We start from the raw sequence: 24872 nt of genomic DNA, 5'->3' as shown, positions 1-24872 counted from the left end.
AGGGTTAGTGCTTCAGGCTGCCCTTCGGCAGGACGCTGCTGATGGCGGCACGTTGCACGCGGACATTGACGCCCGGCGACACTTCCATCGAGATGAAGTTCTCATCAATTTGGGTCACCGTGCCAGCCAAGCCGCCGCTGGTCAGGATCTCGTCGCCGTTGGCGAGCTTTTCCAACAAGGCTTTGTGTTCCTTGGCACGCTTCATTTGCGGGCGAATCACCATGAAATACATGAGCAACACGAAAATCGGCATCATGAACAACATGCTCATGCTGCTGCCCTGGGCACCGGCGCCGGCGGCTTGCGCATAGGCCGGCGAGATAAGGAGATCCAACGGATTCATCTATACATCCTCAAAAAATCAACAGGGGATTATGCCATGCGGCCGAGCGAGGGCGGATTCAAGCCCCTTTTTGCATAAAAACCGGCCCGGAAGTCTAAAAATGCGCCTGCCTCGATGGCGGCACGCATATCGGCCATCAGGCGCTGGTAGTGGCGAAGGTTGTGCATCGTGCCCAGCATCGGACCCAACATTTCGTTGCATCGGTCCAGATGGCGGAGGTAGGAACGGGTGAACCCCTGATGGCAGGCGTAGCAGTCACAGCCCTCTTCGATCGGGCGCAGATCGTGTTCGTACTTCGCATTGCGAATTCGGACCACGCCGCTTTCAGTGAAGAAGTGGCCGTTACGCGCATTGCGGGTGGGCATGACGCAGTCGAACATATCCACGCCACGCGCCACGGCTTCAACCAAATCTTCTGGTCGACCGACACCCATTAAATAGCGGGGTCGGTCTTCGGGCAGTTGCGGACAGATAAAGTCCAAGGTGGCATTGCGTTCTTCTTCGGGTTCACCCACCGCGAGTCCACCCACCGCATAGCCGTCGAATCCGATTTGCTTGAGGCCTTCTGCAGAGCGCGAACGCAAATCCTCATACACACTGCCTTGCACGATGCCGAACAGCGCAGCGTCATTGCCTTCGTGCGCGCGCTTCGAACGCTCCGCCCAACGCAAACTCAATTCCATCGACTGGCGTGCGACATCGTGTGTTGCCGGGTACGGGGTGCATTCATCGAAGATCATGACGATGTCGGAATCCAAGGTGCGTTGGATATCCATGCTCACTTCAGGACTCAAGAACACCTTGCTGCCATCCGTCGGTGCAGCAAATGTCACACCTTCTTCTGTGATCTTGCGGCGGTGTGCAAGTGAGAACACTTGGAACCCACCGGAGTCGGTCAAGATCGGTTTTTGCCACCCCGTGAAGCGATGCAGGCCGCCATGTTCGCGAATCACATCCAGACCGGGGCGCAAATACAAGTGGAAGGTATTGCCGAGAATGATTTCGGCACCGAGATTTTCGACTTCTGCCGGCAGAATGCCTTTCACCGATCCATAGGTGCCCACCGGCATGAAGGCTGGCGTTTCAATCGTGCCGCGCGGAAACGTGATTTGCCCGCGACGCGCAGCGCCATCCGTCTTAGAGACTTGGAAACGCATGCGGCTCATGCAGCTGCACCTGTGGCTTCTGACTCAGGCCATAGCAGCATCGCATCGCCATAACTAAAGAATCGATAACCGTGTTTGACGGCATGTGCATACGCGTCAAGCATGCGCGTACGTCCTGAAAATGCAGAGACCAACATCAACAAAGTGCTCTCCGGCAAATGGAAGTTCGTAATCAAAGCATCGACACTGCGAATGCGATACCCCGGGAAAATAAAGATTTCTGTTTCGCCGGCAAACGGTTGCAGGACGCCATCGCGCATTGCACTTTCCAATGCACGCACAACGGTCGTACCGACGGCAATGACGCGTCCCCCGGCTTCGCGTGTTTTGCGAATGCGCTGCACCAACTCGGTGCCGACATTCAACCATTCGCGATGCATGGTGTGGTCATGAATATTGTCGACGCGCATGGGCATGAACGTGCCGGCACCCACATGTAAGGTGACGAAATCCGTTTGCACGCCTTTTGCTTGAAGTCGCGCCAACAAAGCGTCGTCGAAATGAAGTCCGGCGGTCGGTGCTGCGACGGCGCCCGGTGTTTTTGCATAGACCGTTTGATAGCGCGTGGCATCGGATGCATCGGCTTCGCGCACGATGTATGGCGGCAACGGCAATTTGCCGGCATGGTTCAGCCAAGACTCCAGCGCACCCGTCACATGAAAGCGCAGGTGATAAAAGCCTTCGTCGCGCGAAAGCACTTCCGCAGTGCCACCTGCATCCAATTGAATGCTGCTGCCCGGTTTCGGGGATTTGCTCGCGCCGATCTGCGCGCGTGCTTCATTCCCGGCCAACAGCCGCTCAATCATGATTTCGACGCGCCCACCCGTTTCCTTGGCGCCGAAGACGCGTGCAGGAATCACCCGCGTGTCGTTGAAGACCAGAAGGTCACCCGGCTGCAGCAATGCCTCGATGTCTGCAAATTGCCGATCTTCAAAAGGCGCGCCCATCGGAGGCACGCACAGCAAACGGCTCGCCGTACGCTCCGGTAGGGGCGCTTGTGCGATCAGTTCTGGGGGTAAATCGAAGTGGAAATCGGACTTTTTCAACGGAAAAGGCAGATGTATCGGCTCGATATTCTAGCCCTCGGAGGGGGTTATCGGCGCAAAGACCCTTTGGTAAACTCGATAGACCCCTGTACCGGACCGCGCGCCCTGTCGCGCGATTTTATTTTCCGGCGCCGAATTGGAGACACGAAATGAACCTGCTCGATACCTTGAAGCCGCTGCGTGCGGCCGGCAAACAACGTACCCAAGGCTTGGAAGATGCCATTGTTTTGGACTACGCGACGCGTCATCCCGAGCTGGTTGAAGCGATTGAAGCCGCTGCCACGGCGTTTGAACAGATCAAGCGCGAGTTCCCGCAACTCGTCGAAATGGACGAACAAGCACAAATCGAAGCCGTTCAAGACGGGTTCTTGAACTTCTATTCGATGGACAACGTGAACCCCTACGTGGCACTCGTTGCACGCGGTCCTTGGATCGTGACCTTGAAAGGCGCAGTGCTGCACGATTCCGGCGGCTACGGCATGTTGGGTTTTGGTCATGCGCCGAAGGCCGTGATTGAAACGATGTCACGCGCGCAGGCCATGGCCAACATCATGACGCCGAGCGTTTCGCAAAAGCGCTTCGTCGATGCCATGCGTAAAGAGATTGGTCAAACACGCGCTGACGGCTGCCCGTATACCCAGTTCATGTGTTTGAACTCCGGTTCTGAATCCGTCTCGTTGGCTGCACGCATCGTCGATGCACACGCAAAAGAGATGACAGACCCAGGTGCGAAGCACGCCGGCAAAGAGATTCATCGCGTCGTCGTTAAAGGCAGCTTCCATGGCCGAACCGACAAGCCGGCCTTGTATTCCGATTCAAGCCGCAAGAACTACACGCAGTTCCTCGCCAGCTATCGTGGCGAAAAAAGTGTCATCGTCATCGAGCCTTATGACGTCGATGCATTGAAGAAAGCATTCGCCGATGCCGATGCAAACGGCTGGTTCATCGAAGCCATGTTCTTGGAACCCGTTATGGGCGAAGGTGATCCGGGCCGTGCTGTGCCTCGCGCCTTCTATGACGCCGCGCGCGAACTCACCGAAGCACATGGCAGCTTGCTGTTGATCGATTCGATCCAAGCAGGCATCCGCGCCACCGGGTATCTGTCGTTTGTCGACTATCCGGGCATGGAAGGCATTAACCCGCCAGATTTGGAAACGTATTCGAAGGCGTTGAACGCAGGTCAATATCCGCTGTCTGTTTTGGCGGCGAATGCGCGTGCGGCAGACGCCTACAAGCGCGGCCTGTATGGCAACACCATGACCGCCAACCCGCGCGCGCTGGAAGTTGCTTGCACGGTGCTCAGCCTGCTGACACCCGCACTGCGCGCCAACATTCGTGAGCGTGGTGTCGAAGCGCTCGCCAAGTTGAATGCATTGAAGGAAGAAACCGGCGGTCTCGTCACCAAGGTGCAAGGCACCGGCCTGCTCTTCTCATGCGAACTGGCTGAAGGCTTCAAAGGCTACGGCGTGGGCTCGACGGAAGAATGGATGCGTGAACGCGGTATCGGCGTGATCCATGGCGGCGTCAACTCCTTGCGCTTTACGCCCCGCTTTGAATCCCATTCCGACGAACTGGACTTGGTCGTCGCCATGGTTAAAAAGGCCTTGCAAGAAGGCCCGCGCGACGCTGTAGAAAAGGCGGCCTAAGGCAGCCTAATCACGTGGGGCGCTGTTAAAGCGCCCTCGCGTGTAATTCAGGCACCTCGTGTGTGGTGCTGTACTTTCCGCGTGCATCTTTCTGGACTTGCGCCAAGGCGCAGTCCGGATCGTGGGTAAAGTACAAATGCACATTGCGCGCCAGCTTGTCTTCCAAGAACGCGCGCTTTTCATCGATCAGCAATTCCGCATTGCGGTCATAGCCCATCGTGATGGGCACATGCACCCATGGGCGACCCGGAATTAAATCCGAACAAAAGACCAGGCCGCCATGCGGGGCTTGATCGGCATGTTCGCTGCCGATGATTTCTGCCAGCATCAAGCCCGGTGTATGGCCGTCGCTGTAATGGAAACGCACACTGTCGCCGAGCGCTTGGCACTGTGCGCCATCCACCAATTCGAGTCGGCCACTGGCTTCAAGCAAAGGTTGCAATTCTGGAATGAAGCTCGCGCGATCACGCGGATGCGGATGCACAGCGCGCGCCCATGCTTCTTTACCGATCACAAATGTGGCGTTAGGAAAGAGCAGTTCGGGCGCCTGCCCTTCCGACCACGCGCGAAGCAAGCCGCCCGCGTGATCGAAATGCAAATGCGAGATCACGACAACATCGATGTCTTCATGACTGAACCCTGCAGCCTGCAAGGAATCCAGCAGCACGTGATTCGATTCTTGAATCCCATAGCGCTCACGCAGCTTGGGTTCAAAGAATGCGCCGATGCCGGATTCGAACAACACCGTCTTGCCGTTCAACGGCGACGCAAGCAAGGCGCGGCATGCCAAGTTGATGCGGTTTTCATCATCCGGTTGTGACCACGCCTGCCACATTGCGCGCGGCGCATTGCCGAACATGGCGCCGCCATCGAGCTTTTGCGAATTACCGAGTATCGACCAGAGCTTCATCGCTTGATTTTACGCTTTGCGTTGTAAGAACAGATCAATGGGTTTTGAGGGCACGCACATCGGCTGTGCCGACCGGATTACGCGGATCGGTGCCGCCGCGCAGTTCACCTGTGCGCGTATTCCAATCGACCGTCTGCATATTGCCCCACGTAGAACCCCGCGGCTTGACGACGTGCCCCATGGCTTGCAGTTGCTTGATGGTGTTCGCATCCAAGGCATTCGGTTCAATGGAAATTTCGTCAGGCAACCATTGATGGTGATAGCGCGGGATGGCGGCCACTTGTTGCGGCGTCAGCCCAGCGTCATAACCGAGTATGCCGAGCAAGACCATGGTGATGATGCGGCTGCCGCCCGGTGTGCCGATCACAACTTCTTGGCCGGGACGCGACATAAAGGTCGGTGACATGGAGCTCAACATGCGTTTGCCCGGCTTCGGCGCATTGGCCGCATAGCCGATGACGCCAAATGCGTTCGGTGTGCCCGCTTTCAAAGCGAAGTCATCCATCTCGTCATTCAGAAGGACGCCTGTGCCGGGCGCGATCATGCCGGAACCATATTCCAGATTGACCGTTTGCGTCACGCCTACCTTGTTGCCGTGTGCATCGATGATGGAGAAGTGCGTCGTTTCTTCGTGTTCAAACGGGGTGGGCTCGTTCGGGAACAACAGGCTCGGCGTGGCTTTGTCCGGATGAATCGTGGTGCGCAAACCGTCGGCATAGTCCGGGCTCAGCAAGGTTTTTTGCGGCACGTCTACGAAGTCCGGATCACCGAGATAGAACGTACGATCGTGATAGGCGCGGCGCATGGCCTCGACTACCAAGTGCGTGCGCTTTGCAGGTGTGAGCTTGCGAATGTCCCAAGGTTCGAGCAACTGCAAAATTTCAGCCAATGCAATACCGCCTGAAGACGGCGGCGGCGCGGTGACTAGAGACCAGCCGCGATAGTTGAAGTGAATTGGTGCGCGCTGTTTGACTTCGTAGCTCGACAATTCGCTCGCCGTCCAGTGGCCACCTTCAGCCTTGATGGCATCCAGAATTTGTTGCGCTACCCTGCCCTTGTAGAAACCGTCAAAGCCTTTGTCGGCAGTCAGCTGCAAGGTGTTTGCCAAGTCTGTTTGCACCAACAATTCGCCATCTTTCAACGGCACACCTTTCGGCATGAAAATCGCGCGAGAGCCCGGGAACTGAGCGATCACGTCTTTGCGTTCTTCCAGCGCATGCGCCAAACGCGGATACATCGGGAACCCGTTACGCGCAATGCGAATCGCAGGCGCCAAGCTCGTCTTGAGCGGGAGGCGGCCATATTTTTGCGAGACATACACCAACGCCGCCGGCAAGCCCGGGATGCCAGCAGACCACGGACCATCTTGTGACTTCGACGTGTCTAAGTTGCCTTTCGCATCGAGAAACTTTTCAGGTGTGGCTGAAGCAGGTGACGTTTCGCGCGCGTCGATAAAAATATCTTTGCCCGTCTTTGCATCGTGCAAAAGAAAGAAGCCACCACCGCCCAAGCCAGAGCTGACAGGTTCCACCACTGAAAGTGCCGCAGAGACGGCGACCGCCGCATCAAAGGCATTGCCGCCCTTCGCCACGACTTCAAAGCCGGCCTCGGTGGCAAGCGCATGCGCCGAGGCAATGACCGTGCCCTTCGGTGCAACAGGCTTTGCCCGAGCAGGGCTGGCCGGCGCTGCGACCGCGCTGGCTGCAAATGCAAATAACAAAGTGACACTGACAAGCACGCGGGGGAACTTCAACACTTTCATTTCTCCTGAATCACTGCCAGCTTGGCGAGCAGCATCGTCTCGGTTTCAACATGGTCTGGATCTGGTTCGATACATTCCACCGGGCACACCACCACACACTGCGGCTCATCAAAATGGCCCACGCATTCGGTGCAGAGATCAGGGTGAATGATGTAGATCTCTTCCCCTTGCGTAATGGCCTTGTTGGGGCACGCAGGTTCACACACATCGCAATTGATGCAGGTTTCCAGAATCTTGAGGGACACGTTCGCTCAACTCGCCCGTGTGGACGCCTGGTCTTCGGCCTGACGTTGGCTATGCAACGCGCGAAGTGCGTCGCCCACACACACAGGTACAAATTTACTGACATCGCCACCCAAGCGCGAAATCTCGCGCACCAAAGACGATGAAATAAAGCCGTACTGTTCCGCAGGCGTCATAAATAAAGTTTCGACGCTGGGAATCAAGTGCCGATTCATGCTCGCAAGCTGAAACTCGTATTCGAAATCAGACACGGCGCGTAAACCGCGAATCAAAACACCCGCGCCGATGGATTCGACAAAATGCGCCAACAGGCTATCGAAACCGCGGACTTCCACATTGGGCAAATGCTTCAAGGCTTCTTGCGCCAGTGATACACGCTGCGCCAAGGTCAAGCCTGGCCCTTTATTCGGGCTTTCGGCCACCGCAATGATCAACTTCTCAAACAATGGCGCAGCGCGTTGCACCAAATCTGCATGGCCGTTGGTGATGGGGTCGAATGTGCCCGGATAGATGGCAACGCGCGGATTGGGTGTTACCGACATGGGCTTGCAGTCACCGGTGAAAAGGCCGGTTTCGTTGGTCTGCCAAGTGTATCAAGTCGCAGCTTGTCGCTTGTACAGGCGCCCGCAGGCATCACGCGTGCTCATTTCACGATGGAGTCGCCATGGCGCAGGTGGCGTCGCCTCTGGCGTGTTGGGCGGTGATTCGACGTAGAGCCATGCATCGGGCTTCATGCAGGGCGCTAACAAGGGCCAGACTTGCGTCCACAGACCGGCAGCAAAGGGCGGGTCGACAAAGGCCAAATCGATCGATGCGCTTTCAAGACGTTGCAAACATGGCAACGCGTCTCCGGTCAGCACCGTGGCCGCCTCACCGCCCTGTAATTTCTTGAGCGTGTCTTTCAGGCTACGGGCCAGCTTCGCGTCGCGCTCAATAAATACGGAAGATGTCGCTCCCCTGGATAACGCCTCTAAACCCAACGCACCGGTACCCGCAAACACATCCAAGGCCGCCGCACCCGCCAGCATGGGCTGTAACCAATTGAACAGGGTCTCGCGCATGCGATCGGCACTGGGCCGGAGCCCGACGACAGAAGGCACTTCCAGGCGCGTATTACGCCATTTTCCCGCGATGATTCGCACCTGACCTTGGCTCGTGCCTTGCCTTGTTTTCATGGGGTGAGTTCATAGCCCAGTGTTACCATGCAGGCCATTGTCCCGCATTCGCGTACCCATGGTTAGTTGGTTCCGCCGCAAGAAAGCTGAAGCCCCCAGCACCCCGCAAATTGTTGAGCAAAATCCGGCACCGGCCAGCGTTGACCTCACTGAACCCCCCGTGCGGCTCGAAACCCCGGCCGTCGTCGACGAATTTGCAAACGCGGCCCCCGCGGCAAGTGCCGGAAAGCGCGGTTGGCGCGAACGACTGAGTGGCAGCGCCATCGCACGCAGCTTGGGCAGTGTCTTCAAGCGCAATCCCGCGCTTGATGAAGCCTTGCTCGAAGAGATTGAAACCGCTTTGATCACGGCGGATGTCGGCGTCACCGCAACCACCGCTTTGGTGGACGATCTGCGCCGACGCATGAACAAGCGCGAGTTTGAAAATGCCGCCGCTTTGTTCCGTGCATTGCGCGCCGAATTGCTCGCCATGCTGGCACCGGTTGCACAGCCCCTGGTGATTGACGATTCGGCGAAGCCCTTCGTGATTGTGACTGTGGGTGTCAACGGCGTGGGTAAGACCACCACGATTGGCAAGCTCGCGCGCAAATTCCGTGACGAGCAACGCAGCCTCATGTTGGCGGCTGGCGATACGTTTCGTGCCGCAGCCGTTGCGCAGTTGCAAGCATGGGGCGAACGCAACAATGTCCAGGTAGTGGCGCAAGGTCAGAATGCCGATGCCGCGGCAGTCGCTTTTGATGCCTATCAAGCGGCCAAGTCACGCGGCACCGACATATTGATTGCAGATACAGCCGGCCGCTTGCACACACAAGCCGGCTTGATGGATGAGCTGTCGAAGATTGTTCGCGTGCTGGGCAAGCAAGACCCCAAAGTGCCACACGAAACATTGATGGTGATCGACGGCACCACAGGGCAAAACGCCATTTCCCAAGTGCGTGCCTTCAACGCAAAAACACCCATCACGGGCCTGGTGGTCACGAAGCTGGATGGCACGGCCAAGGGCGGTGTGGTGTTCGCGCTCGCGCGCGAATTCGGCATTCCCATTCGATTCGCAGGCATTGGCGAACGCCCAGAAGATCTGCGCGTCTTCGACGCCGCGGCCTTTGTCGATGCATTGCTACCGGAATCCATCGGCGAGTGAATTCAACGACGTCCACTACACGAAGTCGTTTTAAGACGTTCGGATGGATTGCGCTTTTTGTCGTTGCTGCACTCATCGCCGTGTTGTTGTCCGGCGTGTACTTTGCGCTGAAGCCAAACAACTTCACACCTTTGTTGCTTGAGCGAATCGGTCGCGCGACGGGTCTGGAAATTACCGCCAAAGGTCGAACTGACATCAATTGGCGCGGCACGCCGTACATCGTCTTGCGCGATGTTGAAGCGCACGCAGTCGGGGAAAGGACAGCGCTGCTCACGGCCGCACGCATCAAAATTGCGATGCCTTGGGTGACATTGAAATCGCGCGGTCAGACATTGGTCGTCGATCGGGTTGAGCTCGATGCACCGGTTCTGGATCTTGCAGCGTTTAGGCGCTGGCAAGATGCGCGTCCAAAAACGACCTCTCAAATACCAGAGTTCAAACACGGCATTTCCGTGAAACGCGGACAGGTGGTCGGCCAAGGCTGGCGCGTTGAAGCGTTTGATTTAGACGTGCCCTACTTCTCAATGCAGAAGCCGGTGCAAGGGCATTTATCGGGACAGTTCAGCAACGACAGCGTGCGCATGCAATTCGATCTTGGCGCAGCGCTTACGAGGCCCGCAAGCGGTGCGGGTTTCGCATTGAACGGCAGTGCGTCGATTTTTTCAGGCGACTGGGCACTGGCCACACGTCCGCGATTGCAGGGTGTGCTTGCGTTGGACAAAGGCGATGTTCGATTGCATCAAGGCACCTTAGGTGCCTATGCGGAATATCGGACAGGAACACACATCTTGCCGATGGCGCTGGGATTGCGGGGCGATTGGCAGTTGAATAGCACCGGACTGCAACTCGCACCAGCGCAAGTTGCCCTGCGCGGCAAAGACAAGATTCCGACCTTGGATGCGACAGGACATGTGCGTTTTGGTCACGAAATTGATGTGGCACTCGAAGGCACACTCGCGCAGTGGCCCGCCTCATGGCCCGCGCTGCCGTCACCGTTCAATCAGCACACCGGCGGGCGGGCCTTTGCGTTGAACTACCAAGGCGATGCCGGTTTAAGCGCACCGTTTGAATTGCAGCTTCGCCAGCCAGGTCTTGAGTTCGCCGGTAAGTTCGAAGCGCGCGAGGTGTTGGCGTGGACACAAGCGTCTGACCAAGGCACACCGATTCCGCCCATCCAAGGTCGACTCAAAGCATCGCGCTTGGATGTCGGTGATATTCGATTGGAAGGCGTTGAGATTGATGTCGACGACAAGTGAGTTGCAAGCGTCTGCTTTTGCGCAGACCTTAATGACTTGGTATCAAACGCACGGTCGCCACGATTTGCCGTGGACACAATCGAGATCGCCGTACCACGTTTGGCTGTCAGAAATCATGCTGCAGCAAACACAAGTGTCCACTGTGCTGGGCTACTTTCCACGTTTCATCACTGCACTTCCGACTTTGAAAGATCTCGCTGAAGCATCTGAAGATCAGGTGCTAGGGCTGTGGACGGGCCTCGGTTATTACAGTCGCGCACGTAACTTGCATGCAGCGGCAAAACAATGCGTTGAATTGCACAACAGTGAAATCCCGAATGACTATGACGCGCTAGTCGCATTGCCCGGCATTGGGCGCAGCACGGCAGGCGCCATTCTTGCGCAAGCCTTTGAGCGCCCATTTCCAATCTTGGATGGCAATGTCAAACGCGTGTTGTCGCGACTGATTGCGGAAAGCGAATGGCCCGGTCTTCCTGCTGTTGAGAAGCGCTTGTGGTCATTGTCCACTTCGTTGCTGCCGAATAACGGGTTTGCTGATTACACACAAGCACTCATGGATCTGGGTGCCACGGTGTGTACGCGATCAAAGCCTCTGTGCTCGCAGTGTCCAGTGCTAACGCTGTGCGAATCTGCCAGATCCGATTTGACGGCAAGTATTCCTGCTGCGCGCCCTAAACGGGTATCGCCCATTCGAAGTTGCGTTGTCGTTTGGATGCAAAACGAACACGGTGCACATTACTTGGAAAAGCGCCCGGCCAAAGGCATTTGGGGCGCATTGTGGAGCTTGCCGCAATTTGACGGGCCCAGCGATGCACAGGCTTGGCTCGCATCGCGCACGCACAATGCCATTCATCCGCTTCCTGCATTCAGGCACGTGTTCACGCATTTCAAATTGGATATCACGCCCTTGCACGTCACGCATGTGCAATCCTCCGCCGCAGAACCTACAAGCACACAAGGTGCATGGGTCGCGACCGATACACTCTCTACATTGGGCATGCCTGCGCCCATTCGAAAACTCTTGGAGTCTTGAACATGAGCCGCACTGTGTTTTGCGAATACTCGAAAACTGAAACCGATGGTTTGGATTTTGTCCCTTGGCCGGGTGACATGGGCAAACGTGTGTTTGCCCATATTGGGAAGGCCGCGTGGTCTGCTTGGCTGACGCACCAAACGATGCTGATCAACGAAAACCGTCTATCGCCGATGGACCCGAAGCACCGCGCCTTTCTCGAAGTCGAGATGGAGAAGTTTCTGTTTGGTGGCGGAGCGGAGAAGCCCGAAGGCTTCACGCCCGAATCCTAACTAGGCGCCTTTCGCAGCTTTCATGGCTGCAAGGTCCAGCGGTCGAATCTCGCGAATCAAACATCTCATTGGCGAATCCATGGTGCCAATGCGATCAGAGCCAACCGACAACATACCGGTCATGTGCGCATCAACAATCAAACTCGGCGAACCATTCGAGAACTGCATACACGGTCCATCCAGTTTCAACAAATATTGTTCGTTGGGCCGTGTTTCCATCAAAACATGCCGGTCGGTGATCTTTTCCCAGTTCCGAGCTTGCAGATAACGGATGGACTTTACCGGCGGCAGCAAATAGGGCTCGTACGCAGCGAGTTGACTCGCATCACTGCCGCGTTGCGTGGTTGCACAAGCACTCAATGAAATAGCCAAAACGGCGACCGCTACCAAGGGTGTGATGCTTTTTTTCATGACCATCGTCTCCATACTCTCATTGCTCGAGTGTATGCAAACATTCTTCACTTCCTCGTGACGATCGCTTCTTTTGGCTGAACCTTTCGCAAGCATTCATGTTCAGGCCAAGTCTTGGGCTTTAGTCTCCTTGCAACGTAGACGTTATCTACGTCCAAGGAGGAAGGATCCCATGAACGCATTGTCTAAAAGCGCAATCGCTGCAGCCGTATCTGTCACGATGATGGCGGGCTGCGCCAGTTACACAGGTCAAACCAACGATCCGAATGATCCAAACCGCACAGGACGTGGCGCACTCATTGGCGCAAGCATCGGTGCAGTCGCTGGACTATTGTCCGGTCGGGACGCCACTGAACGACGTCAACGCGCGATGGTGGGTGCGGGTATCGGTGGCCTTGCAGGTGCAGGCATCGGTGCCTATCAAGATCGCCAAGAAGCAGAGCTGCGCCGTCAAACAGCTGGCACCGGCGTCGATGTTCAACGCGATGGTGATGTCATCAAGCTGAATTTGCCAGACGGCGTGACCTTCGATTTCAACAAGACCGATGTCAAACCGCAGTTCTATCCGGCTTTGAACAGCATCGCTAGCACGATCAAGGAATACAACCAGACGATCGTTGAGATCAATGGCCATACCGACAACGTCGGCTCACTCGCTGCGAACCAAAAGGTGTCAGAAGCGCGTGCTCACTCCGTCGGCAATTACTTGGGTGGTCAAGGCGTGCAATCCGTGCGAATGGAAATGCATGGCTATAACTACCAGTATCCGGTCGCGGACAACAGCACAGACTCCGGGCGTGCCTTGAACCGTCGTGTTGAAATTCGCTTGATTCCGGTCAACAACGGCGCTTAGTTCTAAAATCGCCAAACGCTTCAATAAAAACGCCCGGTTTTCTCAGCCGGGCGTTTTTTATGTCTGGTTTAGAACCCGAGTTTGGCGCCTGCGCCAAGCAGTGTTGCAATACCTAACAGTGCAAAGATCGCAGCGGCGATGCCATGCACGAGTCGCATGGGTATCTTCGACGCCAACTTGTCGCCGATAAAGACCGCCGGCACATCGGCAATCAGCATGCCCAACGTCGTGCCTACGACCACCATGATCGGCGTTGAATAATGTGCTGCCATCGCGATCGTGGCAATTTGCGTTTTGTCACCCATCTCGGCCAAGAAGAATGTCACCAAGGTGGCGCCGAACACGCCAAAGCGTTTCGCGATTTGGGTTTCTTCTTCTTCGATCTTGTCAGGGATTAGCGTCCAGATCGCCATACCTACGAAGGACACACCCAGGACCCAACGCAGAATGTCGGGACTGACAGAAGCGGTGATCCAAGCCCCTAGGGCGCCGGCCAAACCGTGATTGACCACCGTCGCGGCGAAGATGCCAAGGATGATGGGCAACGGTTTCTTGAAACGTGCGGCGAGGATGAAGGCAAGTAGTTGGGTCTTATCGCCGATTTCCGCGAGCGCCACGACACCTGTCGAAACGAGCAAGGCTTCCATACGTCAATTCCGCTAAAAGAAAAGGGCCTGCATTTCTGCAAGCCCTCAAAAGTGGTGGCCAGGGAGGGAATCGAACCCCCGACACGGGGATTTTCAATCCCCTGCTCTACCAACTGAGCTACCTAGCCGTCGCTTACGCGAGCCGCCAAGTATAGCCAGAGCCCCCACCCTGAGCAAGCCTTTGCGTCGCTTGGTTTAAGAGGAGCAGGACAGCATTGAGCAGCCCGGCGCATTTCTGGCCCAGTCGGGCCGCCTACCCGCGCGCCCGGTATAGCCGAGGTGGGTGTCATAGGGCCTTTGCAAGACGTCCAGAAGGTCATGAATACCCTGATAGTCGCCGGTCTCCGCTTGCTCGATGGCTCGCTGCACAATCCAATTGCGCAGGATGAACGCCGGATTGGCCAACCGCATCGTCTGCATGCGCTCCGACCATGACCAAACATCGGCACGCGCGCGCGCTTTGTAGCGGTCGAGCCACTGCGTCAATGTCTCTGCCTGCGCACTTTGTTTTTCACTGTCGTAGCAAGCGTCATCGAAACTTTCCGCACGCAAGTCTTCGATCGTTTCGACGTTCAACGCGTTGAAGCACAGCGTCATATCGACTTCGCCCGCATGCATCCAAGCTTGCAAATCGCGCAACAGCTGCATGTCTTCATCCGTGCAGTTCGACAGACCCAATTTGCGGGCGGCATTCTGCCGATCCAACTGGCCGTATGTCAGCGCATACGCTTCAAGTCCGGCCTGCAATGGCGACGCGTCTTTGAACAAGGGCGATAGCGCAAGCGCCAGTTGCTGCAGATTCCAATAGGCAATTCTGGGCTGCCAACCAAATCGATAGCGTCGGCCCTGCGCATCGGTGGTGTTCGGCGTGAAATCCGGATCGAACGCGTCCACAAACCCGTAGGGACCGTAGTCGATCGTGAGACCGAGCACGCTCATGTTGTCGGTATTCATCACGCCATGCACGAAACCCACACGCATCCATTCCGCGACCATGCGTGCAGTGCGCACACAGATCTCTTCGAACCACTGCGCGTAGGCCGCTTCACCCGAGCTCGAAATGTGCGGGAAATCGCGCGCGATGCAAAACGTCACCCATTCGTGAAGCAAGGCCGTGTCGCCACGTGCGTTCGGGAGTTGAAAGTGGCCAAATCGTATAAATGAGGGCGACGCGCGACAGACGATGGCCCCAGGTTCTGCTTTTGGATGACCGTCGTAGAACATGTCGCGCACGACCGCATCCCCTGTTGCGATCAGCGACAGCGCGCGCGTTGTAGGAACGCCCAAGAAATGCATCGCTTCGCTGCACAAAAACTCACGCGCAGAAGACCGCAACACCGCGCGTCCGTCGGCATGACGCGAATAGGGCGTGCGGCCCGCGCCCTTCAATTGCAGTTCCCAATGTTGTCCGGAAGATGCAATCACTTCCGCAAGCGTGATCGCCCGTCCATCTCCCAACTGTCCCGCCCAATGGCCAAATTGATGACCCCCGTAGTTCGTCGCATGGGGCTGCATGCCAGGCAGGACAGTGTTTCCGGAGAACACGTCAGCGAACTCAGGGCGCGTCGCGACCTCTGGCGGAATGCCCAGCACGCGCATCATGTCGGGCGATGTGGCGATCAGTTCAGGCGCGCTGACGGGTTCAGGCGCTACTGCCGACCATGCAGCCGACACTTGCCGCACACTGCGTTCCGTGTCGGGATCTTGCGGCAACTTTTCAACCAGACGGTTGTCGAAAGAAAGAATGGATTGAAGCATGCTGCTCATAAGTCTTGAAGATGGGGCTCGTTGGCGGGCAAGGCAAGCTTCCATCTGATCCATTCGTAACGGTATCCTCTTATCAGCTGCTAGGAAAAAATGTCATGACCTTGGTCCGTACGCTACTTGTGATGTGCTTCATCGTTCTATTGTCGGCCTGCGCCTCCACCGGCGGTGCGCGCGTTTCAGAACCTGACGCGAGCCTTCAGCAAGTTCAAGTGGATGCACGCGGCCAATGGCACGTGACCGTGCGATTGCAGAACTACAGCAGTATTGGCATGCGCTTTGATCGCATTGCCCTGGTTGCGCGCTTCAGCGATGCCGCACAGGTGAACTTGACCGCAGCACCTGCGATCACGGTGCCGGCTGAAAGCGCAGACGTCATCCAGTTGCAACTCACACCGGATGCGCAAACGAAACTTTTCATTGCAGATGCATTGGTGAACGGACGCAGCGTGTCGTACACATTGGGCGGCACGTTGACGGCAGCACCAGGCGAAACCAGTGCACGCACTTACACACTCGATTCAAAACACAACCAACTGAGCCCCGTGCCCGGCTTGCCCGGCACTTTGCGCTGATCCGGAGAAAAGATGAGCAACAGTTACCGCGCCCCGCTTGAGGACATGCAATTCGCCCTCTTTGATGTTTTGGGCATCGACACTACCTTTGAAGCCATCGGTAGATCGGAGGTCAATCGCGAATTGGTTGAAGCCATTCTTGAAGAAGCGGGTCGGTTCACAGAGACCGTGCTCGCGCCGTTGAATGCCATAGGCGATGCGCAGGGCTGCGTGCGTGATCCTGTCACGGCTGCGGTCAAGACACCCGACGGCTTCAAGGCCGCGTACGACGCTTATGTGGAAAACGGTTGGGCGGGCCTGAGTGCGCCGGAAGCGTTCGGTGGCCAAGGCATGCCGCACGTCATCGGTGCTGCGGTGAAAGAAATGATCGATGCATCCAACTTGGCTTGGAGCAACTTCCCGCTGTTGTCACACGGCGCCATGGATGCCCTGCAATTTCACGGCAACGATTGGATGAAGGAAACCTTCCTGAAGCCACTGGTAAGCGGCTTGTGGACCGGCACCATGTGCTTGACGGAACCGCATGCCGGCACCGACTTGGGCCTGCTGAAAACACGCGCAGTGCCCAACGAAGATGGCACTTACACCATCACCGGCACGAAGATCTTCATTACCGCAGGTGAGCATGACCTCACGGAAAACATCATTCATTTGGTGCTCGCCAAATTGCCGGACGCACCGGAAGGCAGCCGCGGCATCTCGCTCTTTATCGTGCCGAAGTTTTTGCTCGACGAAGCGGGACACACCACGACGGAAGCGAACCACGCGGTCTGCGGCTCGATCGAACACAAGATGGGGATTCATGGCTCGTCGACATGCGTGATGAATTTCGACGCATCCAGAGGCTATTTGGTTGGACAAGCTAACAAAGGTCTCATGGCGATGTTTACCATGATGAACTCCGCACGTTTGGGCGTGGGTATTCAGGGCCTCAGCCAGGCGGAACGCGCGTATCAGAATGCATTGCACTACGCACGCGAACGCTTGCAAATGCGCGCGTTGTCCGGTGCAAAGTTCCCGAACAAACCCGCCGATCCGATCATCGTCCACCCCGACGTGCGTCGGATGTTGCTCACCCAGAAGGCCTTGATCGAAGGTGGTCGCGTGCTCGCTTTGTATGCCAACACGCAAGTCGATCTCGCGCACAGTGCACCGGACGAAGCATCGCGCAAGACCGCGGACGCCGTCGCCGGCTTTTTGACACCCATCGTCAAAGCCTGTCTCACGGAGTGGGGCGTGGAATGCGCGTATCACGCGCAACAGTGTTTTGGCGGTCACGGCTACATTGCCGAACATGGCATGGAACAAATTGCGCGCGATGTGCGCATTACAACGCTCTATGAAGGGACGACGGGCATCCAAGCGCTCGACCTCGTCGGTCGCAAGTTGTTGCAACTTCAAGGCGCAGGCATGAAGCCATTCGCGCAAATGATTGGCGAGTTCTGTCAGGCGCATGCCAATGACGCGCAGATGGCGCCATTCGTGTCGACCTTGTCAGCCATGCTGCAGGAGTGGGTGGCCACGAGCCAAGCCATTGGTGCAAAGGCAAGCCAAAATCCGGACGAAGTGGGCGCAACGGCTTACGACTATTTGTTCTACTCGGGCTATGTGTGTTTGGCCTACTTCTGGGCACGCTCGGTGAAGGCTGCATTGAATGCCGATGCGACTGGCAAGCGTGCAAAAGCCAAGCTCGAAACGGCGCGTTTCTACTACGACCGAATCTTGCCGCGCACGCGCATGCACTTGGCCGCACTGAATAGTGGCGCGGACAATTTGATGGCTTTGGACGCCGATCTATTCGACTGACCGATCGCCTGTTCACAATTCGTCACAAATGAGGTATATGCTGGATTCCCGTATGGAGCCAGCACACAGACCCGATCGTGTGAACTTGGCCGGAGCCCAAACGGATCCGGCGTTCGGAAGCATTTCCCTCGAAGAAACCCAAGTTCGAATCTTGCGCCCAAGCGTGCGTTTGCTGGCGCTGGATGCACATGGCCAAGCGCTGGATTGGATCAGTTGGCAAGACGCGGCCTGTCTCTATGCGCGTGATGCTGTGGCATGGACATTGGGTGACCCGTGCATCACGTTGCACGGTGGCATTTCGCGGCTCACCGGTGAGCGCAGCAATCTGGATGTTCATCCCATCATTGCGGCGCGTAGCCATGCACGCGGTCGGCATGCCTGCCCGACCCCTTCTCTCACCAATACCGCGCTGTTCGCCCGCGATCAGCAGCTGTGCATGTACTGCGGTTCCAGCTATTCACGCAACCAGCTGACGCGCGACCACGTCCAACCCGTCTCTAAGGGCGGCCGCGACATCTGGGAGAACGTGGTGGCCGCCTGCGTGAGCTGCAATTCCAGAAAAGGCAATCGGACCCCGCAACAAGCCGCCATGCCGCTCTTGGCGATCCCCTACCGGCCGAGCTGGGTCGAGCATTTGATCTTGTCCAACCGCCATATTTTGGCCGACCAAATGTCCTTCCTTAAAGCGCAGATGCCGAAGCGGGCTTCACGCCTAGTTTGAATACACCCTTGCCGGTGCCCTGCTGGGCTGTACACTTGAAGTCTGAAGGAACAGGGATCCCAAAAATGGCTTTGAAGTTGAGCATGACAGGCATGGACGGTCAAACGCAGGCTGCGTTGACGACTGCCTTCAATGATGCAAATGCAGCCATTGGCCATCTTTTCGAACTCACCCAAGGGAATGACGCAGATTTCGTCATTGTCGATATGGATAGTTTGTATGGGCCGATGAGCTTCATGCAGTTACATAACGCGGGCAAGCACGTGATTGGCTTGACGCAGGCGTCCACGACCAAGGCAGATTCACGTTTGGCGCGTCCGCTGAATCAAGAGCAATTTAAAGCGGTGCTAATGGCGGCCTCAGGCGGCGCAGCGGCCGCTGTGCCTGCAGGTGCCACACCGGCACCGAGCCCGGTCGATGTCTTGCCGGAAGAGACCATTGCACCGACACATGCACACATGCCTGTACAGCCTGCCGCACCCGTGGCTGCGCCCGCCAATGTGTCGGCGGAACCGGTGGCCGCACCTGCGCCCGTGGCAGCGACGCCGGAACCGGCACCCGCGCCGGCACCCGTGCAAGAACCGCCGCGCGTGCGCACTTTGTTGAACTGGCTCGAGCCGGGCGCACTGTCGTCACCGACGATGCTGACCCGAGACGGCCTGCCAGAGCTCATCATCGATCCGAACAAGCGTGAATATCGCGGCCCGGCCACCTTGAAAGCGATTGCATCGTATTTCGAGGGCGAAGTGACCGCGGCCGATCTGAAGCCGGCATCGGATGCCGACCTCCTGCGTACGGCGGGCAGCGCCCAACCCTTGCAACGTTTGATTTGGCTTGCAGGCCTGATGGCCGGCAAAGGCAAGCTGGAAACCGGCGTGGGCGAGCGTGCCGACTATTTGCTGACCAAATGGCCGCAAACCGAACGCGAATATCCCAAGCACTTCAGAATCGCCACCGCGATGATGAAAGGCCCGTCACACATTATGGAAATCGCAGATGCTGCGGGCGTTCCTTTGGAAGACGTGGCTGATTTCATCAATGCCAACGTCGCCACGGGCTTTGCGTCCGCAAGCCTCAATGGCGCACCGTTGGAGCTGACAGGCCCGCTCGCAAACTTACGTCCGCGTTAATACAGTTCCATTCGATCAGGGCGGCGTGTGTGCGCCGCCTTGTCGTGTCGGCGTTTACAATACGGGGATGATTGATGCATCGCGATATCCCCGTCTTTCCCGCATAAAAGCGCCAGAAGACCTACGTAAATTTGAAGCGTCCGCACTCCGCGCTACGGCGGATGAGTTGCGCGGCTATTTGATTGAATCTGTCGGCAAATCGGGGGGCCACTTCGGCGCCAATCTTGGCGTTGTTGAACTCACCACCGTGCTGCACTACCTCTACAACACGCCGGAAGATCGGATTGTGTGGGACGTGGGTCATCAGGCCTATCCGCATAAGATCTTGACCGGTCGCGGCGACCGAATTCATACCGTCAAACAAAAAGACGGCGTTGCACCGTTCCCGAAACGTGAAGAAAGTGAATTCGATACCTTTGGTGTCGGCCACTCTTCGACCTCGATCTCGGCCGCGCTCGGTATGGCCGTCGCCAATCAACTTGAAGGCAATGACCGTCGTGTCGTGGCGGTGATCGGTGACGGCGCGATGACCGCCGGTATGGCGTATGAGGCACTCAACCACGCAGGCGGGATGGACACCGAGCCGAATCTGCTGGTCATCCTCAATGACAACCGCATGTCGATTTCGGAGGCCGTCGGCGGCCTGACGCAAATGCTCGGGCGCATGACAGGGAACCGCACCTTGAACGCGTTGCGCGAGGGCGGTAAGAAGTTGTTAGGCGACAAAGACAAAGGCCCCGCGCGTTTTGTGCGTCGCTGGGAAGAACATTGGAAAGGCATGTTCGTGCCTTCTACCCTGTTCGAAGAGATGGGCTTCCATTACACGGGTCCGATCGACGGGCATGACGTGGATGCCCTGGTCTCGACCATCAAAACCTTGAAGGGTTTGAAGGGTCCGCAACTGTTGCATGTGATCACGACCAAAGGCAAAGGGTACGGACGGGCTGAAGGTGACCAAATCGGTTATCACGCTGTCTCGCCGTTTGACCCCGACCAGGGCATCGTGCCGAAGCCTGGCACGGCTAAAAAGCCCACTTATACCGATGTGTTCGGCGATTGGTTGTGCGACATGGCAGCCGCCGACACGAAGTTGCTGGGCATTACGCCCGCCATGCGCGAAGGGTCTGGCTTGGTCGCGTTCTCCAAGCAATTCCCGGAACGGTATTTCGACACAGCGATTGCTGAGCAACACGCGGTGACGCTTGCGGCCGGCATGGCGTGCGAAGGTGCCAAACCTGTCGTTGCGATTTACTCCACCTTCTTGCAACGTGCCTACGATCAACTCGTCCATGACGTCGCGATTCAAAAACTGGACGTGATGTTCGCCATCGACCGCGGTGGCGTCGTCGGTCCGGATGGTGCGACGCATGCCGGCAATCTGGATCTGAGCTTTTTGCGTTGCGTGCCCAACATGATGGTGATGGCACCTTCAGACGAACACGAAGCGCGTTTGCTCTTGAACACCGCTTACAGGCACGAAGGCCCAACTGCCGTGCGTTATCCGCGTGGTAGCGGTACCGGCGTCGCTGCAGGTGATTCTTTGGAAGGCGTTGAGATTGGCAAGTCGGTGACGCGCCATGAAGGCACGCGCCTTGCCCTACTCGCCTTCGGTGCGCCGTTGCCCGCCGCTTTGAAAGTGGGCGAAGCACTGGGCCTGACCGTCGTTGATATGCGTTTCGTGAAGCCCTTGGATCGCGAACGTATCCTTGCACTTGCGCGTACCCATGACGGCTTCGTCACACTCGAAGATAACGTCGTCGCAGGCGGTGCCGGTTCTGGCGTCTCTGAGCTGCTATCTGCAGAAGGCATCGTGATGCCGGTACTGCACTTGGGCCTCCCTGACGCCTTCCAACATCACGCGAGCCGCGAAGATTTGTTGGCTGAAGCGGGATTGGATGTCGATGGCATTCGTGCGGCGATTCTCAAACGCTGGCCGGATATCAACCAAGCGGCAGCGCGTTCGGCGCAAGGATAGAAGAAGGCGGCCATTGGCCGCCTTTTTGTTTCAGGGTTCGATGATCTCGTAGCCCTTCTCTTTCAGGGATGCGAGGTAGCCATCCTTGCCGATCAGCATATCGACCGACATCACAGCGAAAGTGCTTTCGTTGCGTGCACTGGCGGCGTCCACTGCGGTCAGCCAGTTTGATCTAAGCGTAGCCGGGACATTGCGCAGACCACGCGTTGCGGCAACCTGGGCTTCCATCAAGGCCTGTACGCAATCGCTATTGCGATCCGCAATCGGCAGCTGACGTATCCGCGCGACGTCGCCACGTGCCCATGCATTCGCGCGCGCTTTGACTGCAGGAATATTGTTCTCGAGCAAATTCATTGCACTCGAGAGACACAGCTCGTCATTCATGGTTTCGTCTTTGAATTCTTTCAAAGCCTGCGCAGGATCTTCGATCTTCAATTTGATCGAGGTGCTCGTCACCTTTAACTTATTGTCTTTAATCAGGGGATTGATGGCCGGCCAGATCAAAGATTTGTCGCTCAATCCACTCTTTGCGTAGGCGGCTTTCAACAAGGCACCGGCGGCAAACATCGGGCGCTTCTTTTCCACGTCTTTGTCGTTTGGCATGTAGCGCGATTTGAGTCGTTGCCAGCGCGCATAGGTAGGGGCCGAAAGAACTTCACTCAAATGCTTTCCATCCGGATTCTGGTCCATCTTGCGCAATCGATTGAACAAGAACAGGCCTTTGAAAATACCGATGTTGGCTTGTATGTTGATGTCCGGCGGCGAGATCACCTCTTGCGATTGCGCGATCACGTCCTTCACCGTATTCAATTGCCATTGCATCCCACTCGGTAGCGGGGAGACGGTGCCGAGGATCCAAACGGTATGACCGTTCTTGTTGGCTTGCCACAGGCCTGGCCCGGGTTGTGCACCTTCGACCGTGACCGCATCGAGCTGTGTGTAGGTCGGTGTTGGCGGTGCCTCTGCGCTCTGCGTGGCAATTGGGTGCGTCGCTTGTTGCGCACTCACCGAAGACGTCGCCAAGGCCAATACGGCGGCGCATATAAGTATTCGCATTTCTATCCTCCCAGATGTAAAAAGACTGACCGCTTCCCCGCGTCAAAGTTCAATGATGCACGCGATAAGATGACCTCTGGGTTCGGAAGACTCGAGCATGGATACACTGGCGTCGCCCGTCAATCACGAAGTTGAAATCAAGCACAGTCGTTTCATCGCACACGCCGCGCCCGTGACATCCGTTGAGGCCGCGTCGGCTTTCTTTGCAGAAGTGGGTGATCCATCGGCCACACACAATTGCTGGGCTTGGCGCTTGGGTGGTGAGTATCGATTCAATGACGACGGTGAGCCCGCAGGCACCGCCGGCAGGCCCATCCTGTCCGCGATTGATGGGCAAGGCTATGACCAAGTGGCCGTGGTGGTCACGCGATGGTATGGCGGCATCAAACTAGGCGCAGGTGGATTGGTACGCGCCTATGGGGGCGCTGCTGCGGAGTGCTTACGGCTTGCACCGAGAGTGCCCTTGATTGCGATGGCAGATATTTCAGTGCGCTATGCGTTTGAAGACACCGGCGCTGTGCACGCGCTCACTGCACAATTCGCGGCCGAAAAATCCGGGGAGCAGTTCAACGCGGAAGGCGCAGTGTTGCAGCTACGCCTGCCTGAAGTTGCCGTGGATCGATTGAAGATCGCACTACGCGATGCAACGCGCGATCGCGCGCGCGTTTGCATCACGAAGTAGACGACATCATTCGCTCGCCGCGCGGTCTGTGTCGTCAAAAGAGACTTTGTCTGCCACACCTGATCGCCGCGCACTGATCCGTTCGGAGGCAGCCGACCATGCCGCGTCGTTGCCGCGCTTGGATTTGCTGAACATCAAAGACCCCTCATGAGAGATGCCCATGCCGCGCGCGTCGCGGAACGCGGTTTCATCTGCACTCAAAAATACAAAATCCCAACCCAAACCTTTTTTGGCTTCGATCAATGCTGAGGTGCGCGCACGCGTGAATTCGCGGCTGGCGTTTTCCTGACCATCGGTCACGATGACGAAAATGATCTTGCCGGGCCGCTCGGCTTCTGTCATCCCCGACAACTGTGCTTCCAGATCGAGGATGCCTTTGCCTATCGCGTCGTACAAGGGCGTGCTCGCGCGCGGCACGTACTGCTCAAGCGTGAGTGGTTCAATGTTGGAAATGGGCTCGAACGCATACAGCACTTCATACGGCGCGTGCGAATCGAATTGCACCAATGTGAAGGTCGCAGGATGCGGCGCCGACTTTTGCTGTGACAAGAATGTGTTGAAACCACCCACGACATCCGCGCGAATGCATTCCATCGAACCGGTGCGGTCCAAGATGACCGAAATATGGCTGTGTTCGTTCATGTGTGATGACTCCTCCCTGTGGAAGAGGCATCTTTACGCCGTCGCGTCTCTAGGACTGCGACGCAAGTCAGCGCGCTGAGGCGCGTTTGGACACATAGGGGCTCTCTGACACTAGAAAGCGTAGCGGTGCTTCCGCAGCCTTACTGATGCCGATGCGTGGACAGGCAACGATGCCAGGCGGCCGGTAGCCGTCATCCATGGCGGTAATCACATCGCCACCTGTCACATCCATGCCATCGAACGCTTTGTTAATGCCCATCGCTTGCGCGAGCTTGCCGGGACCATTGCAGAGTTGTTTGAGCACCACGCCGTTGCGTGCCTGCGCCATCAACTCAATGCCCGCCAAGGGTTCGCCTGCACGAATCAACACGCCCGCGCCATAGCCTTTGGGTCCACACACCAAATTGGCGCACCAATGGACGCCGTAACTGAAATACACATAGAGATGACCGGGCGCACCGAACATAGAACGATTACGCGCCGTCTCGCCGCGAAACGTATGTGCTGCCGGATCGTCTTGTGCGTAAGCTTCCGTTTCTACGATGCGAAGCACGCGTCCGTCATCGCGCACCAGCAGCTTGCCAAGCAACTCCGGTGCGACTTCAATCGGCATGCGA

25 protein-coding genes, 1 tRNA gene and 1 pseudogene are annotated in these 24872 nt (G+C 57.0%); 12 read left to right on the top strand and 15 right to left on the bottom strand.

Annotation, left to right across the window (positions count from 1 at the left end; translation table 11 throughout):
- Positions 1 to 4 precede the first annotated feature (4 nt).
- From yajC to queA, 3 genes are read right to left on the bottom strand one after another with little or no spacing between them, the layout of a single operon-like run.
- A complete protein-coding gene (gene yajC / locus G7069_RS06840) occupies positions 5 to 343 on the bottom strand; it encodes a preprotein translocase subunit YajC (protein WP_166295588.1) in 339 nt (112 codons plus the stop codon).
- Positions 344 to 372: 29 nt separating this feature from the next.
- Positions 373 to 1509 carry a tRNA guanosine(34) transglycosylase Tgt gene (gene tgt, locus G7069_RS06835; RefSeq protein ID WP_166295585.1) on the bottom strand — a complete coding sequence of 379 codons (1137 nt, stop codon included), beginning with the start codon at positions 1507 to 1509 and terminating at the stop codon, positions 373 to 375.
- Positions 1506 to 2555, bottom strand: coding sequence for a tRNA preQ1(34) S-adenosylmethionine ribosyltransferase-isomerase QueA (queA, locus tag G7069_RS06830; RefSeq protein ID WP_166295582.1), 1050 nt, complete (start codon positions 2553 to 2555; stop codon positions 1506 to 1508). The genes tgt and queA overlap by 4 nt, the downstream gene beginning before the upstream one ends.
- 149 nt (positions 2556 to 2704) lie before the next feature.
- On the opposite strand from queA, the gene G7069_RS06825 reads away from it, so the two are divergent.
- Positions 2705 to 4201, top strand: coding sequence for an aminotransferase class III-fold pyridoxal phosphate-dependent enzyme (locus G7069_RS06825; protein ID WP_166295579.1), 1497 nt, complete (start codon positions 2705 to 2707; stop codon positions 4199 to 4201).
- Positions 4202 to 4226: 25 nt separating this feature from the next.
- Here G7069_RS06825 and G7069_RS06820 read toward each other — a convergent pair whose 3' ends face one another.
- Genes G7069_RS06820 through rsmD form a run of 5 tightly spaced genes read right to left on the bottom strand, consistent with a single transcriptional unit; the run spans position 4227 to position 8258 of the window.
- A complete protein-coding gene (locus tag G7069_RS06820; protein WP_166295577.1) occupies positions 4227 to 5111 on the bottom strand; it encodes an MBL fold metallo-hydrolase in 885 nt (294 codons plus the stop codon).
- A gap of 34 nt (positions 5112 to 5145) precedes the next feature.
- Positions 5146 to 6873 (bottom strand): gamma-glutamyltransferase, encoded by a 1728-nt coding sequence (ggt, locus tag G7069_RS06815; protein WP_166295575.1) that lies wholly within the window; start codon positions 6871 to 6873, stop codon positions 5146 to 5148.
- Positions 6870 to 7118, bottom strand: coding sequence for a YfhL family 4Fe-4S dicluster ferredoxin (locus tag G7069_RS06810; protein WP_166295573.1), 249 nt, complete (start codon positions 7116 to 7118; stop codon positions 6870 to 6872). Before G7069_RS06810 ends, ggt begins: the two co-directional genes overlap by 4 nt.
- Positions 7119 to 7124: 6 nt before the next feature.
- Entirely contained in the window at positions 7125 to 7658 is a 534-nt protein-coding gene (gene coaD, locus G7069_RS06805) for a pantetheine-phosphate adenylyltransferase (protein WP_166295571.1), read from the bottom strand.
- Positions 7659 to 7709: 51 nt separating this feature from the next.
- Positions 7710 to 8258, bottom strand: a complete 549-nt coding sequence (gene rsmD, locus G7069_RS06800) for a 16S rRNA (guanine(966)-N(2))-methyltransferase RsmD (protein WP_343162585.1) — start codon at positions 8256 to 8258, stop codon at positions 7710 to 7712.
- Here rsmD and ftsY point away from each other — a divergent pair.
- From ftsY to G7069_RS06780, 4 genes and pseudogenes are all read left to right on the top strand, one after another.
- Positions 8143 to 9432 (top strand): annotated as a pseudogene (ftsY, locus tag G7069_RS06795) (signal recognition particle-docking protein FtsY). The gene rsmD and the pseudogene ftsY sit on opposite strands and share 116 nt — an antisense overlap.
- Positions 9429 to 10688 (top strand): hypothetical protein, encoded by a 1260-nt coding sequence (locus tag G7069_RS06790; RefSeq protein ID WP_166295565.1) that lies wholly within the window; start codon positions 9429 to 9431, stop codon positions 10686 to 10688. Before ftsY ends, G7069_RS06790 begins: the two are co-directional and overlap by 4 nt.
- The gene (gene mutY / locus G7069_RS06785) at positions 10672 to 11721 is read left to right on the top strand and encodes an A/G-specific adenine glycosylase (protein ID WP_166295563.1); all 1050 of its coding nucleotides are present in this window, start codon (positions 10672 to 10674) and stop codon (positions 11719 to 11721) included. The genes G7069_RS06790 and mutY overlap by 17 nt, the downstream gene beginning before the upstream one ends.
- A gap of 2 nt (positions 11722 to 11723) precedes the next feature.
- The gene (locus G7069_RS06780; protein ID WP_166295560.1) at positions 11724 to 11993 is read left to right on the top strand and encodes an oxidative damage protection protein; all 270 of its coding nucleotides are present in this window, start codon (positions 11724 to 11726) and stop codon (positions 11991 to 11993) included.
- On the opposite strand, the gene G7069_RS06775 is transcribed toward G7069_RS06780, so the two are convergent.
- On the bottom strand, positions 11994 to 12404 hold the full coding sequence (locus tag G7069_RS06775) for a DUF6491 family protein (RefSeq protein ID WP_166295557.1): 411 nt from the start codon (positions 12402 to 12404) through the stop codon (positions 11994 to 11996).
- 220 nt (positions 12405 to 12624) lie between these two features.
- Between G7069_RS06775 and G7069_RS06770 the strand changes: the two genes are divergently transcribed.
- Positions 12625 to 13257: an OmpA family protein gene (locus tag G7069_RS06770; RefSeq protein WP_240912666.1), complete on the top strand. Its 633-nt coding sequence runs from the start codon at positions 12625 to 12627 to the stop codon at positions 13255 to 13257.
- A 68-nt stretch (positions 13258 to 13325) separates the two neighbouring features.
- Here G7069_RS06770 and G7069_RS06765 read toward each other — a convergent pair whose 3' ends face one another.
- The 3 genes from G7069_RS06765 to G7069_RS06755 form a co-directional block, all read right to left on the bottom strand.
- The gene (locus tag G7069_RS06765) at positions 13326 to 13904 is read right to left on the bottom strand and encodes a TMEM165/GDT1 family protein (RefSeq protein ID WP_166295551.1); all 579 of its coding nucleotides are present in this window, start codon (positions 13902 to 13904) and stop codon (positions 13326 to 13328) included.
- A 52-nt stretch (positions 13905 to 13956) separates the two neighbouring features.
- Positions 13957 to 14032, bottom strand: a tRNA-Phe gene (locus G7069_RS06760).
- A 67-nt stretch (positions 14033 to 14099) separates the two neighbouring features.
- On the bottom strand, positions 14100 to 15662 hold the full coding sequence (locus tag G7069_RS06755; RefSeq protein WP_166295548.1) for a YdiU family protein: 1563 nt from the start codon (positions 15660 to 15662) through the stop codon (positions 14100 to 14102).
- A 104-nt stretch (positions 15663 to 15766) separates the two neighbouring features.
- Between G7069_RS06755 and G7069_RS06750 the strand changes: the two genes are divergently transcribed.
- From G7069_RS06750 to dxs, 5 genes are all read left to right on the top strand, one after another.
- A complete protein-coding gene (locus G7069_RS06750) occupies positions 15767 to 16243 on the top strand; it encodes an LEA type 2 family protein (RefSeq protein ID WP_166295546.1) in 477 nt (158 codons plus the stop codon).
- 12 nt (positions 16244 to 16255) lie between these two features.
- Positions 16256 to 18049 (top strand): acyl-CoA dehydrogenase C-terminal domain-containing protein, encoded by a 1794-nt coding sequence (locus tag G7069_RS06745; protein WP_166295543.1) that lies wholly within the window; start codon positions 16256 to 16258, stop codon positions 18047 to 18049.
- A gap of 121 nt (positions 18050 to 18170) precedes the next feature.
- A complete protein-coding gene (locus tag G7069_RS06740) occupies positions 18171 to 18770 on the top strand; it encodes an HNH endonuclease (RefSeq protein ID WP_240912665.1) in 600 nt (199 codons plus the stop codon).
- A gap of 65 nt (positions 18771 to 18835) precedes the next feature.
- Positions 18836 to 19900 (top strand): hypothetical protein, encoded by a 1065-nt coding sequence (locus tag G7069_RS06735; protein ID WP_166295537.1) that lies wholly within the window; start codon positions 18836 to 18838, stop codon positions 19898 to 19900.
- A gap of 67 nt (positions 19901 to 19967) precedes the next feature.
- Entirely contained in the window at positions 19968 to 21875 is a 1908-nt protein-coding gene (gene dxs / locus G7069_RS06730; protein WP_166295534.1) for a 1-deoxy-D-xylulose-5-phosphate synthase, read from the top strand.
- A 30-nt stretch (positions 21876 to 21905) separates the two neighbouring features.
- On the opposite strand, the gene G7069_RS06725 is transcribed toward dxs, so the two are convergent.
- Positions 21906 to 22931 carry a TraB/GumN family protein gene (locus G7069_RS06725; protein ID WP_166295531.1) on the bottom strand — a complete coding sequence of 342 codons (1026 nt, stop codon included), beginning with the start codon at positions 22929 to 22931 and terminating at the stop codon, positions 21906 to 21908.
- A gap of 97 nt (positions 22932 to 23028) precedes the next feature.
- Between G7069_RS06725 and G7069_RS06720 the strand changes: the two genes are divergently transcribed.
- Entirely contained in the window at positions 23029 to 23613 is a 585-nt protein-coding gene (locus G7069_RS06720; protein ID WP_166295529.1) for a YigZ family protein, read from the top strand.
- Between the two features lie 6 nt (positions 23614 to 23619).
- On the opposite strand, the gene G7069_RS06715 is transcribed toward G7069_RS06720, so the two are convergent.
- Together G7069_RS06715 and G7069_RS06710 are read right to left on the bottom strand one after the other, a co-directional pair.
- A complete protein-coding gene (locus G7069_RS06715) occupies positions 23620 to 24255 on the bottom strand; it encodes a vWA domain-containing protein (protein ID WP_166295526.1) in 636 nt (211 codons plus the stop codon).
- 67 nt (positions 24256 to 24322) lie between these two features.
- Positions 24323 to 24868 carry a DNA-3-methyladenine glycosylase gene (locus G7069_RS06710; protein WP_205758776.1) on the bottom strand — a complete coding sequence of 182 codons (546 nt, stop codon included), beginning with the start codon at positions 24866 to 24868 and terminating at the stop codon, positions 24323 to 24325.
- Positions 24869 to 24872: the final 4 nt, after the last annotated feature.

This window comes from Lysobacter sp. HDW10 (assembly GCF_011300685.1).
Classification (GTDB): Bacteria; Pseudomonadota; Gammaproteobacteria; order Xanthomonadales; family Xanthomonadaceae; genus Solilutibacter.
The sequence above is the reverse complement of the archived record's forward strand: the minus strand, read 5'-3'. Positions and strand labels throughout refer to the sequence as shown.

Excerpts from the sequence above, each read along its gene's own strand:
- yajC (WP_166295588.1), bottom strand. The coding sequence starts at position 343 with ATGAATCCGTTGGATCTCCTTATCTCGCCGGCCTATGCGCAAGCCGCC.
- tgt (WP_166295585.1), bottom strand. The coding sequence starts at position 1,509 with ATGAGCCGCATGCGTTTCCAAGTCTCTAAGACGGATGGCGCTGCGCGT.
- G7069_RS06825 (WP_166295579.1), top strand. The coding sequence starts at position 2,705 with ATGAACCTGCTCGATACCTTGAAGCCGCTGCGTGCGGCCGGCAAACAA.
- G7069_RS06820 (WP_166295577.1), bottom strand. The coding sequence starts at position 5,111 with ATGAAGCTCTGGTCGATACTCGGTAATTCGCAAAAGCTCGATGGCGGC.
- ggt (WP_166295575.1), bottom strand. The coding sequence starts at position 6,873 with ATGAAAGTGTTGAAGTTCCCCCGCGTGCTTGTCAGTGTCACTTTGTTA.
- coaD (WP_166295571.1), bottom strand. The coding sequence starts at position 7,658 with ATGTCGGTAACACCCAATCCGCGCGTTGCCATCTATCCGGGCACATTC.
- mutY (WP_166295563.1), top strand. The coding sequence starts at position 10,672 with ATGTCGACGACAAGTGAGTTGCAAGCGTCTGCTTTTGCGCAGACCTTA.
- G7069_RS06780 (WP_166295560.1), top strand. The coding sequence starts at position 11,724 with ATGAGCCGCACTGTGTTTTGCGAATACTCGAAAACTGAAACCGATGGT.
- G7069_RS06775 (WP_166295557.1), bottom strand. The coding sequence starts at position 12,404 with ATGAAAAAAAGCATCACACCCTTGGTAGCGGTCGCCGTTTTGGCTATT.
- G7069_RS06770 (WP_240912666.1), top strand. The coding sequence starts at position 12,625 with ATGATGGCGGGCTGCGCCAGTTACACAGGTCAAACCAACGATCCGAAT.
- G7069_RS06765 (WP_166295551.1), bottom strand. The coding sequence starts at position 13,904 with ATGGAAGCCTTGCTCGTTTCGACAGGTGTCGTGGCGCTCGCGGAAATC.
- G7069_RS06755 (WP_166295548.1), bottom strand. The coding sequence starts at position 15,662 with ATGCTTCAATCCATTCTTTCTTTCGACAACCGTCTGGTTGAAAAGTTG.
- G7069_RS06750 (WP_166295546.1), top strand. The coding sequence starts at position 15,767 with ATGACCTTGGTCCGTACGCTACTTGTGATGTGCTTCATCGTTCTATTG.
- G7069_RS06745 (WP_166295543.1), top strand. The coding sequence starts at position 16,256 with ATGAGCAACAGTTACCGCGCCCCGCTTGAGGACATGCAATTCGCCCTC.
- G7069_RS06735 (WP_166295537.1), top strand. The coding sequence starts at position 18,836 with ATGGCTTTGAAGTTGAGCATGACAGGCATGGACGGTCAAACGCAGGCT.
- dxs (WP_166295534.1), top strand. The coding sequence starts at position 19,968 with ATGATTGATGCATCGCGATATCCCCGTCTTTCCCGCATAAAAGCGCCA.
- G7069_RS06725 (WP_166295531.1), bottom strand. The coding sequence starts at position 22,931 with ATGCGAATACTTATATGCGCCGCCGTATTGGCCTTGGCGACGTCTTCG.
- G7069_RS06720 (WP_166295529.1), top strand. The coding sequence starts at position 23,029 with ATGGATACACTGGCGTCGCCCGTCAATCACGAAGTTGAAATCAAGCAC.
- G7069_RS06715 (WP_166295526.1), bottom strand. The coding sequence starts at position 24,255 with ATGAACGAACACAGCCATATTTCGGTCATCTTGGACCGCACCGGTTCG.
- G7069_RS06710 (WP_205758776.1), bottom strand. The coding sequence starts at position 24,868 with ATGCCGATTGAAGTCGCACCGGAGTTGCTTGGCAAGCTGCTGGTGCGC.